Raw genomic sequence first — 9,557 nt, forward strand, 5'->3', positions numbered from 1 at the left:
CCGGCCTCCTGCTCCTTCAATATCCCGATAATCTGTTCTTCCGTGAACCGTGAACGCTTCATGCCGTCCGTCTCCTGATTATGACGGACTCTACCAAAATTTGGAGGAAGTTCAGGGGCTCAGGTCAAAAACTCCATGGTTCGAGTGTGGCCGGTCGCGGGAATCCTGTTCGAAATTCCTAGCTGATCTGCTAGACTCTCTGTTGTTGTCGGCAAAAATGCGTTTCGAGTGTCGTGAAAAATGATACGAATTCAAGTTGCAAACGCTTTGGCCAGATTTGCGCGAGATCAAACCATCTCAATGTGGCGTTTAGGACTTGCGAACCCCGTAGAGCGTGGTTCAAAAAATGAGTTTCAATTGCTCTTTTTCCAGAGCGCGGATTTTTCCTGAAAGACCGATTTTCTCTTCCGCGGATTGCATGGCATCAATGGACATTACTTTCAGCAAATTCATCAGGCTCGGAACATCCTTAACTATGATAAATCCATCATAGCCCAATACGAACACAACGCACTTCTTGCGATGCTTCATCAGCTCCAGGACGTTACTGAGTGTGCCTGTGCTCTTCGCATCCCACAACATTAGACCCACCTCCGCATCGGCAGCCATCGCGAGGTCCTTGGCAGTGAAATATTCCCGCGTCCCCGGTACCGCCTCACTAAATATCCTTTTGACAGGCCAGCTACCGAGATTGTTCCTCGGTTCCGACCCAGCACAAAACACGGTTACAGATGATAGGCCGCGTTGGTGTAGAAGTTTTTGGACGGCTTTGTCTACGCCGTTAGCATCTCCGATGATGACCGCAAGCTTCGACGCGACAAGGCCTTCCAGCCTTTCGACGAATTCTGAAGGCAGTTTCTTGATTGTGATTGAGCCAGACACAAAAACGGATTGCATTCTCATTTCCATGTGAGTGCGGCGACATACACACCGCTTATCTTGTTGTAACTCTTCAATGCGGCAGTTGCAGCCTCCATTGAGGCACCACTGTCGAAGAGGTCGTCAATTAGCAATGCGTTCCACTTTCCATCGCCGCCAATTGTGTCGTTTATTGACAACCTACCTGCCAACTCCGCAACCTTTTCCGGCTTTGATGTCAAGTCCTTTAGTTTCTTTCCGGTTGTTGATGGCGACTTCGCAATTAAATCGCCGAAAACCGTTAGTCCCATTAGTTTAGCCAACTCCTCCGCTACTCCATCTACAGGCTGCCGTGAACGCGGCTGCGATGGGGGCATTGGCACGACTAAGCCAATTTTGGGGAACAAGGGAACGATGTGATCGTGCACCGCTTTGGCCAAGGGCGCGCATTTGGTCCAATCACCATTATATTTCAGTTGATAGACAGCTTCACCAATGTCCGTGCGCAAAGTGTCGAATTGTGGACGCCCATTCGGATAGTGGCCGATGAATATGCTTCTGATTTTGTGTTTGTCTAAAACGTATCCGTCGTCCCAATTTCCCTTTATTCGTCTCAAATTTACCTTCACTTGATCCCCCCCCCAGTTTCTTTAACGCATCAATGCATAAATACGAACAACATCAGTTTGGTCCCGTAACACTAGCCCGTAGAATCACCAGCGGCATCTTCTTATATATCAAGAGAATGGGAGCAATTTAAAGCTGTACCTGCTTCCGTCTTAGGCTTTGAAGTTTTACAACATGGACAAGGTCCAAAGTGAGTAGGCTTGTGAGTGGTGGTGACGGGTGTCGATGTGTTCACTGCGATCTCCGTGGGCCGTCGCGACGCGGCAATGTCGGTTCCAAACGAAAATGATTTCCGCGAATCATCCGTTAGATAGCTGAATTTACAAGTCTCTGTGAACTCAGGCCCGAGTTCGCCACCTGGCGGATTTCGATCCTAGAAGTCATTTCCGCCTGTGATGCATTGGGGACCCGATGTCTAGGCTCGGCCCTAATACGTCCCCGCACTGATGAGAACCCATTCGGACAAGGCCGAAGGCATTGGCTTTTCACTAAGATCGAAAGTGAACGCGCCCCCAGACTACTGTTCCGCGGCGGAATCCTAGGTTGCCAAACAAGTCATCGACTATCCGTCGCTCCCGTCATTCCGACGTTGGTGAGATCAACCCCTTTCGTCTCCACAACGAAGTACGAAATTATTACGAGGATGGAGCAGGAGATTGACACAACCCACAACACCGCGGCGGCTAATCCAACAGAAGGTGTAAGTATTCCTAGCGCATAGGGATATAGTCCCGCAAACGCTCGCCCAGCATTATAGGTCAACCCGACTAGGGACGCTCGATGCCCCGAGTCAAAGGCCTCGTTCAACAGTGGCGTAAGGGCTGCATAGCCCAAGGAAGGAATGAAACCGGCGGCCAAACTGAACGCCGGCCCGGCTGACAATACACCTTGGCCAATCACCGCCCATACTAGAGCAGCTAGCGAAACCCCCGTCGCCACCAGCAAGCGTCGTCGGCCAACCGCATCAACCAGCAATGCACCAACAACGCTCCCGGCGATCGATCCCACAGCAGCAAATATAAGAAGAATGCTTGTCGATCCCGACGTCGAGCTCTGAAAAGATCGAAAATAAGATGGAAGAAATACGTGAAGTGCGTAGTAGGTACCTTGCACAGATGTCGCAAGAACCACGAACAACGCAATTCGGCCCACCGTCACTTGTGAGCTAGGCAACTTGTTCTGTTGCGCTTGACTGACAAAAATTGAAGATTCTCGTGCCAACAGCCTAACCAAGAGCACGACAATGCCGCCTGCCGCACCAACGAGAAATGGGATGCGCCAGACCCAAGAACTGGTGAAAGCGAGCGATGATCCGTAGTAAACTAGGCCAGCGAGAAGCCATCCGACTCCCCAGCCCGAGAGCATATATCCAGTCAGCCGACCGCGTGCCTCCCGACGGGCCCATTCGCTCAAGAGTACCGCTCCTGCCGTCCATTCTGCGCCGAAGCCAAATCCGGCAATGGATCGGCTGAAGAGCAGGCCGAACATGCTGTCACTAAAGGCGGTTGCGAGCGAACCAAATGAATACAGGACGACGGCCCACTGTAAGACCGGAAGTCTCCCATATCGGTCTGCAGCGACACCCGCAATCCATCCTCCTAGTGCCGACGTCATCAGCGAGATCAGGGCCATCACACCCAGGTCGTGATTGCTCAGTTCCAACGATCGAGCGACATCTGGAAACGCAACGAAGAACAACTGAAAATCCATCGCGTCAAGTGTCCATGCCAAGAAGCACGCTAGTAGAACTGACCTTTGTCCTATGCTAGTCATATCGCCCGCGTCCCGTGAGAAAGTGAAGCGGACAAGCTCATAGAGGCTATTTCCGCACGGATTATCTCAGGCTCCTCCGGGTGAACTACCTTTCTCTCAATTTTACTAAAAAATACATCGCTTATACTATCGACGTAAAACACTCCGATCTTTGTAACACTAAGTTTATATTGATCCACTTCAATAAATCCGGAATAAGCAAGGCTTGATAACTCGACATTGAATACTTCTCTTGCATCCACGCCGAATATTTCGAAGAACGGTTGAAACTCAACCTCCAGAGTTTTCACTCCAAGAACAAAATATCGTCGCATCAACTCCGACTTGTCGGCGGCAGTTGCTGAAACCAATGGGAGCTTCTTCTGACGCAGGACATTTGCATATCCCTTCAAAGACAGAGCATTAATTGTCGTGCGATTACCAACAAATCCCAAAGCGCCTGGACCAAGCCCAATGAACGATGCTTGAGGCGCGCGCCAATGAAATAGCTCGTACGCACACTGCTTAGAAGGGCTTGCGAAGTCCATGCCACCGCTGGCGCAGGACGCATAGTGAGACATGCCAGCGCCGGTCAGGCGGTCATATGCAATGACAGACATCTCAACATCAATTTCCGCCGACGGTTGAGCTGAACCAGGTGGCCCGACCAGGCTATAGCAACTGACATGGGATACTCCACCTAGTGCAAGGCATTCATTGATATCGGCTTCCCAATTGGCGCAACTCTGCCCATCAACTCTAAACAGTAGATCAATCGCAATATCACCAAATACAAGTCCCACATTCTCAATTGCCTTACGAGCATCGTGAGCGGAATGATTTGAACGAAGGGTTCTGAGTATTTTATCGTTCAGAGATTGGATACCAGAACTAATGCGATTGACTCCGATCGATCTAATATCTCTTGCATAGGTCTGACTGAGGTGAGTAGGATGACACTCCATTGTGATTTCACAGCCAACATTAATTGCAAACGAGCGACTCAGTGCTTCCAGTATTCGCCCCAATTGCTGAGAATTAAGGGTGGAAGGTGTGCCGCCACCGAAGTAAATGAAGTCAAGCGCGCAGGCGACGCCCATTGTTCCATAAAGCCCAATTTCAGTGATTAGTAGGTCAACGAAGTCTGCGACCTTGTCATCCTCAGTTGGAACCTTATTGAACGGACAGAAGGGACACAAAATATCGCAAAATGGGACGTGGATGTAGACTCCGTTTGCCTTATTCCCTTGATGGAATTCTTCCTTTATCTCCTCACAATGCAAAAACTGACGAGGCGACAACGTTTTCGGATACCACCTAATGTAAGTACTTTCGCGGGCTGAAAACTGGGGGTGAGCGGTGACGAGCGGTGTCGTTGCGATCATGGTTGGAGCCCACCGTTGTAAAGTTCCAAAACTCTGGGAGTTTTGCCACGCCTAGTAGTAATAAATGGCCTTTCAAGCACCGAATGGACAGCGACGGCCGCCACGATTCCGTGCCTAATGCTATCTGATATGTCGATATTGCAATCGGTAAACACCGACATGAGCCTTTGGCGAATCTCTGGCTGCATCCGCAGGCCAGACTTCAATTCCGTAATGATGCTGATCTCATCCCCATCGACGCGATGATCAATTAGAATTTGAATCGCTTCAAGTTCTGGGATTTCTTCAATTATTGCGACTACGTGCGCACTCGTGATCATGGCTCCGTCGGAGGTGGAGGCGGTTTCATTGATGCGGCCCAATACCTCGATGGCAAAGCTCTCGTGCCAATCATATTCCTTGACCAAGCCCGACGAGAGAACTCTGACAAGGTCTCCGGTCGCATGCACCCCGCCGCCTGGGACACACAAACACAATTCACCTTCCGCTTGGTCGCAGATTCCCTCGGTCACCCCCTCAGCTGCTCGAATGAAATAGTTGTATTCCGGAACGAGCCAGAGACCAGTTCGCTCTGGAAGTTCGGAGGCTATCATATCGAACTCGGCCATACCGTAGATATCAACGGCTTGGATGTCCCAGAGCTGCTCGACGGCAGCTCTCTTGGCAGGAGTTAGCTTTTCACCTCCGGTGAGCACTACGCGTGATTTTGGTCCGCGAGAGCCTGCGAATGGCTCGAATGCTCTCCCCCATCTTGCTAGGTTGCTTGCGGTTGCACAGAAATGAGTCGGATCAAATTGTTTGAGGTATTCAAAGATTGGTCTTTGGTTGGCCTCTAGTCCGAGAGGCAGCACCTTTGCTCCACAGTGAAGCGCTCCTTCGACAAAAACCTGGCCCATGGCCCATGGTGAGAACGGATGGCAAACAGCTACTCGTGCGCTGTGGTCCACACCCCACGCTCTCATTAGTCGCGCTTTGACCGCCGTCGATTGCTTCCAACGCAAAGCGTTGTACTCGATAATCTTCGGGCGGCTCGTTGTGCCACCACTGAGGTAGAATATTGAATAATCGACCTCAGGATGAATCATGACTTACCCACGACGAGGAGTAGGGAAGATTCGACATGAGTTCTACGGTAATACCACCTTCGACGCATTCTCCGACCTTCTCGTAGTACGGTCCTATCCGCTCGTCGGCGACCAACTGATCTGTCTTAGACTCGTAATCGGCCATGCTGTCGTATTCGTAAATGTCCAGGAACCGACTGAACCGCCCAAGTTCAGTGAAAAGCAGCATCTTTGGCCGAATATCGTAGCTAAGCATTATGGGCAAAAGCACGGAGCTGTGTAATTCAAAGAACTCCCTCCGTCTATTCAACCGTATTTGTCCGCTAACTACTTCAAAAACAGGCGACATGCCAACACCATAAAGAATTACATGTCGAAAAGCGCAGATTTAGGTACAGCTCGTCGGCTTCGCTCGAGCTCCATAGCGGTAAGGTTCCTGGCCTGCTTCAATGTGAGCAAATTCTCAAATGTCACATCGGTATCTGGGAATATTGGAGCTGATTCAACATGTTGCTGAAGCTCAGAAACATTGGTCTTTCCGATCAGGATTCCCCAAGGCTTGCCTACTGGGTTGTGGTCAGCGAATTCGATCGTGGAATTCAGATGAAGACGTTGGGACTCAATCACCCGGCTCCACATCTCGTTAAGAAGATCAGGCGACGTTATTGCGGAGATGTCTTTGGCCCGCTTCGCTGCGAGCGAGTATGTGCCGTCTTCGTCGATGGGCTCTTCATCACCTTCGAGCGCAGCCATTGTCTTCGCTTCAAACTCTTCTCCAAGTACTTTCGGGCCGAGAGATTTGTACATTTCTCTCATCATTGATGCAGTTGTGGTAACTGGCATAACTTCGGTAGAGCAATATGCCCAAGATGGGTCGCCCTTCACAAGTTCATCAAGGTCTTCCAGGGCCCTGATATCTTTGAACATGAGGTATGAAGTGGACGCGTCCTCACTTCTAAAAGCATAACCTAGTCGCTTATCTACCAATAGCTGCTTCTGATAATCGAGGGACTTTAGTCTGTGCTGCAAGCATGCGACGCGTTCCATTGAGGAAGCTGTCCGATTTTCTGACATTGTCACCAGAAATCTCATGATTGAACCCCTTAACTTATCAGGGTATATCTTTCTCATTCTACTACTGCGCGTCAAGCAAAATTTCTAGCTGGAATATTTGACAGCCAAAGGAGAAATGCATGAACGTCGACGACGAGGCATCGCCAGCAGAGCTGAAGAAGATGAGCGCCATAATGAAGACCTTGAGAGGAGGACATTTTTCGCGGCGTCGAGAGGCCGTCAACACCAGCGAGGCGGTCATCTACTGGGAAGAAACTTGCTTCGAGGGAACTCCCTACGACGTCCCACTCGTGATCTTGAGAACGGGCCCTTGTAGATGGTTTTCAGCCGGCGGATGCACGATGTGCAATTACGAGCTCATGGCAATTGACGAGGGAGTCTCGGCCAGCGATCTTCTTTCACAGGTTGACAACGCCATCACCCGGTTGGGGTCTCTCTCAAAGTACGAGTACGTATTTCTCACTTCGCAGGGTTCATTCTTCGATCGATTCGAGGTCTCCGGAGAACAACGGCTTGAGATTGGCCGTCGTTTAGCGCTCGCCAATATAAGGATGATGTCGACTGAAAGTGAAGCTAAGTATTGCATAAATACCGAGCCAATAGAGGAGTTTAGATCGGCTTTGGGAGCCCCGTTGTCAATCGGCATCGGCGTTGAGGCCTTCGACCCATTCATCAGAAACGTTATAATCAACAAGGGGCTGCCCGAGAAAACATTACGCAAAGCTACGGCGAATCTTTCAGAAAAGAGAATTGGATTTTACACTTACGTGACGCTTGGTAAGCCATTTCTAACGCCAAAGGAGGACATCACAGATGCGGTGTCCGCGACAGTAATGAGTTTCGAGCTTGGTGCCTTTATGTGCGTACTCGAAATGATAAATATTCAGCCCTATACGCTTACCAATCACCTTAGGGAAAAGGGACGATACAAGCCAGCCTCCCTTTGGACCGGAATTCGTACCCTGCTTGATTTGCCCGACACCATCAGACACCGAGTTTCGCTGAAGGGTGTGGAGGCCGACATTGAGCCCGTCCCGTTAGAACTCTCGGACTCATGTCCACACTGTCAAGGAAGGCTTCGATCCGCTATCACTTCGTGGAACTATCATCGCGAGATTGATGCGCTGAAGTCGGTCTGGGGCAAATGCGAGTGCTTTTCGGCTTGGAATGCGGAGTATGAAGGCTCAAGCCCAGTCAAGGTTCGCGATCGCGTCACCAAACAGCTTGAAGTGCTGGGCACTGAGTTGGGGTTGGAACAGCAAAGGCTCTCGAGATGACTGTTACCCACAAGAATGCGTTAGGAATGGAGTTTACTTGGGTGGAGCCGGGTGAATTCCTCATGGGGTCTCCAACTGAAGAGGCGGGAAGAGAGGGGGACGAGAGCCAACACCATGTTGTGCTAACAAAAGGATATTTCCTGCAGAATACTACCGTTACAAACGAACAGTATAGAAAATTCAAACCTTCTCATTCGAGCGGAGATTTGGGGGGAGTAGACCTAAATGGTGACGACCAACCCGTCGTAAATGTCTCCTGGACCGAAGCTGCGGAATTCTTAGATTGGCTCAGTTCAGAGGACGGCCATTACCAATATCGAATGCCCACAGAGGCGGAATGGGAATTTGCAGCTCGCGCCGGTAGTCAGGGCATCTACTGGTGGGGTAATGACCACTGTCTATTACGCGAACATGCAAATGTGTATGACAAATCCGCAGGCAATCGATTTCCTCATCTTCCACGTGACTTCTATGAATTCGACGATGGATTCGCAGCGACGTCGCCCGTAGGTTCGTTTAAGCCCAATCCGTGGGGGTTCTACGACATGATCGGCAACGTTTGGGAGATGTGTCAGAATTGGGCTTATAAGTATCCGACCGTGCCGGGAACGACGCGAACCGACCCGGATGGTCCCGAAGATGGTTCATTTAAGACCTGTCGCGGAGGCGACTTTCTTGCGATGGTGCTCTTCGCTCGATTAGCGAACCGTACTTGGACAAGGGTTGAAGAACGAACTAACAGCCAAGGCTTTAGAGCGCTTTGCGTGGAGCGTGAATTCGCTACAGCGGGTTCGGCCAAGGAGAAGGATGTGGGCTGCCTGCCTAGAATTGCGGTCGGCAGTCCGACCTGGGAAGGCGACGTAAAGCACTTCTTCAATAGCACGGATATAACCGAAATGCGCAGTGTTTCCCAGACATGGAGACTGCCAATGGACCTCGCCGATTACGACAATGTGAAGTATTACGGCACGAAGATTTACAGCGCAGTAAGGGGAGAGAACGCCTCTATGCCTATGGCTCCGTCTCCTAAATGGCCACTGGAACGTCAGGCAGCGTTTCTGCAGTGGGTCTTAAATGGTTGTCCTAGAGGAAGTTAGTTAGTTGGCGCGAAGAATGTTACGAAGAAGTGGGAGGCACTGTCAAAGGAGGAGAAGAAAGTTAGAAACCAACTTAAACCCGCTGCTTTGGCGAAAGCGTCTCGACGTTCTACGGACTAACCTTGAGGGTCACCTCTCAGCTTTTATAGGCAATCATTCGCTTCTGCGTCACCGCTGTCCTCTGGCCTGCTGCCGGTTTCATGGACACCGAGTTAAGGTGTTTCCAATGAAACTGGAGCGAAGGAATGCAACGAAGAAAGTTCAGCCGCGAATATAAGCTTGAAGCGGTAAGATTGGTTGTTGAGCGCAGCGTCAGCGTTGCGCAGGCAGCCCGCGGTCTGGATGTTGACCTGAGCCCCTGAACTTCCTCCAAATTTTGGTAGAGTCCGTCATAACCAGGAGACGGACGGCATGAAGCGTTCA

The 9,557-nt window shown here is 50.5% G+C and carries 9 protein-coding genes and 1 pseudogene; 3 read left to right on the forward strand and 7 right to left on the reverse strand.

The annotated features are described in order from the left end of the window. Positions 1-339: 339 nt before the first annotated feature. From Q4481_RS24400 to Q4481_RS24425, 7 genes are all read right to left on the reverse strand, one after another. Positions 340-897 carry a hypothetical protein gene (locus tag Q4481_RS24400; RefSeq protein WP_304379038.1) on the reverse strand — a complete coding sequence of 186 codons (558 nt, stop codon included), beginning with the start codon at positions 895-897 and terminating at the stop codon, positions 340-342. Positions 898-899: 2 nt separating this feature from the next. Next, entirely contained in the window at positions 900-1,487 is a 588-nt protein-coding gene (locus Q4481_RS24405) for a ComF family protein (RefSeq protein WP_304379039.1), read from the reverse strand. A 553-nt stretch (positions 1,488-2,040) separates the two neighbouring features. Continuing rightward, positions 2,041-3,258: an MFS transporter gene (locus Q4481_RS24410; protein WP_304379040.1), complete on the reverse strand. Its 1,218-nt coding sequence runs from the start codon at positions 3,256-3,258 to the stop codon at positions 2,041-2,043. Continuing rightward, positions 3,255-4,622, reverse strand: coding sequence for a coproporphyrinogen-III oxidase family protein (locus Q4481_RS24415; RefSeq protein ID WP_304379041.1), 1,368 nt, complete (start codon positions 4,620-4,622; stop codon positions 3,255-3,257). Before Q4481_RS24415 ends, Q4481_RS24410 begins: the two co-directional genes overlap by 4 nt. Further along, on the reverse strand, positions 4,619-5,707 hold the full coding sequence (locus tag Q4481_RS24420; RefSeq protein ID WP_304379042.1) for an AMP-binding protein: 1,089 nt from the start codon (positions 5,705-5,707) through the stop codon (positions 4,619-4,621). Before Q4481_RS24420 ends, Q4481_RS24415 begins: the two co-directional genes overlap by 4 nt. Then, the gene (locus Q4481_RS24640; protein WP_354542347.1) at positions 5,694-6,035 is read right to left on the reverse strand and encodes an NIPSNAP family protein; all 342 of its coding nucleotides are present in this window, start codon (positions 6,033-6,035) and stop codon (positions 5,694-5,696) included. Before Q4481_RS24640 ends, Q4481_RS24420 begins: the two co-directional genes overlap by 14 nt. Before the next feature lie 17 nt (positions 6,036-6,052). Then, positions 6,053-6,778, reverse strand: a complete 726-nt coding sequence (locus Q4481_RS24425; RefSeq protein ID WP_304379043.1) for a hypothetical protein — start codon at positions 6,776-6,778, stop codon at positions 6,053-6,055. Between the two features lie 101 nt (positions 6,779-6,879). Between Q4481_RS24425 and Q4481_RS24430 the strand changes: the two genes are divergently transcribed. The 3 genes and pseudogenes from Q4481_RS24430 to Q4481_RS24440 form a co-directional block, all read left to right on the forward strand. Beyond that, positions 6,880-8,037, forward strand: a complete 1,158-nt coding sequence (locus Q4481_RS24430; RefSeq protein ID WP_304379044.1) for a hypothetical protein — start codon at positions 6,880-6,882, stop codon at positions 8,035-8,037. Next, positions 8,034-9,134, forward strand: coding sequence for a formylglycine-generating enzyme family protein (locus Q4481_RS24435; protein ID WP_304379045.1), 1,101 nt, complete (start codon positions 8,034-8,036; stop codon positions 9,132-9,134). Before Q4481_RS24430 ends, Q4481_RS24435 begins: the two co-directional genes overlap by 4 nt. A 245-nt stretch (positions 9,135-9,379) precedes the next feature. Continuing rightward, positions 9,380-9,481 (forward strand): annotated as a pseudogene (locus tag Q4481_RS24440) (transposase); the annotation flags it as partial. Positions 9,482-9,557: the final 76 nt, after the last annotated feature.

This window comes from Fluviirhizobium alvei (assembly GCF_030551875.1).
GTDB classification, from domain to species: domain Bacteria; phylum Pseudomonadota; class Alphaproteobacteria; order Rhizobiales; family Rhizobiaceae; genus Rhizobium_E; species Rhizobium_E alvei.

What these genes read in the sequence shown, in the direction of transcription:
- Q4481_RS24400 (WP_304379038.1), bottom strand. Translation starts at nt 897, where the DNA reads ATGCAATCCGTTTTTGTGTCTGGCTCAATCACAATCAAGAAACTGCCT.
- Q4481_RS24410 (WP_304379040.1), bottom strand. Translation starts at nt 3,258, where the DNA reads ATGACTAGCATAGGACAAAGGTCAGTTCTACTAGCGTGCTTCTTGGCA.
- Q4481_RS24415 (WP_304379041.1), bottom strand. Translation starts at nt 4,622, where the DNA reads ATGATCGCAACGACACCGCTCGTCACCGCTCACCCCCAGTTTTCAGCC.
- Q4481_RS24420 (WP_304379042.1), bottom strand. Translation starts at nt 5,707, where the DNA reads ATGATTCATCCTGAGGTCGATTATTCAATATTCTACCTCAGTGGTGGC.
- Q4481_RS24640 (WP_354542347.1), bottom strand. Translation starts at nt 6,035, where the DNA reads ATGTCGCCTGTTTTTGAAGTAGTTAGCGGACAAATACGGTTGAATAGA.
- Q4481_RS24425 (WP_304379043.1), bottom strand. Translation starts at nt 6,778, where the DNA reads ATGAGATTTCTGGTGACAATGTCAGAAAATCGGACAGCTTCCTCAATG.
- Q4481_RS24430 (WP_304379044.1), top strand. Translation starts at nt 6,880, where the DNA reads ATGAACGTCGACGACGAGGCATCGCCAGCAGAGCTGAAGAAGATGAGC.
- Q4481_RS24435 (WP_304379045.1), top strand. Translation starts at nt 8,034, where the DNA reads ATGACTGTTACCCACAAGAATGCGTTAGGAATGGAGTTTACTTGGGTG.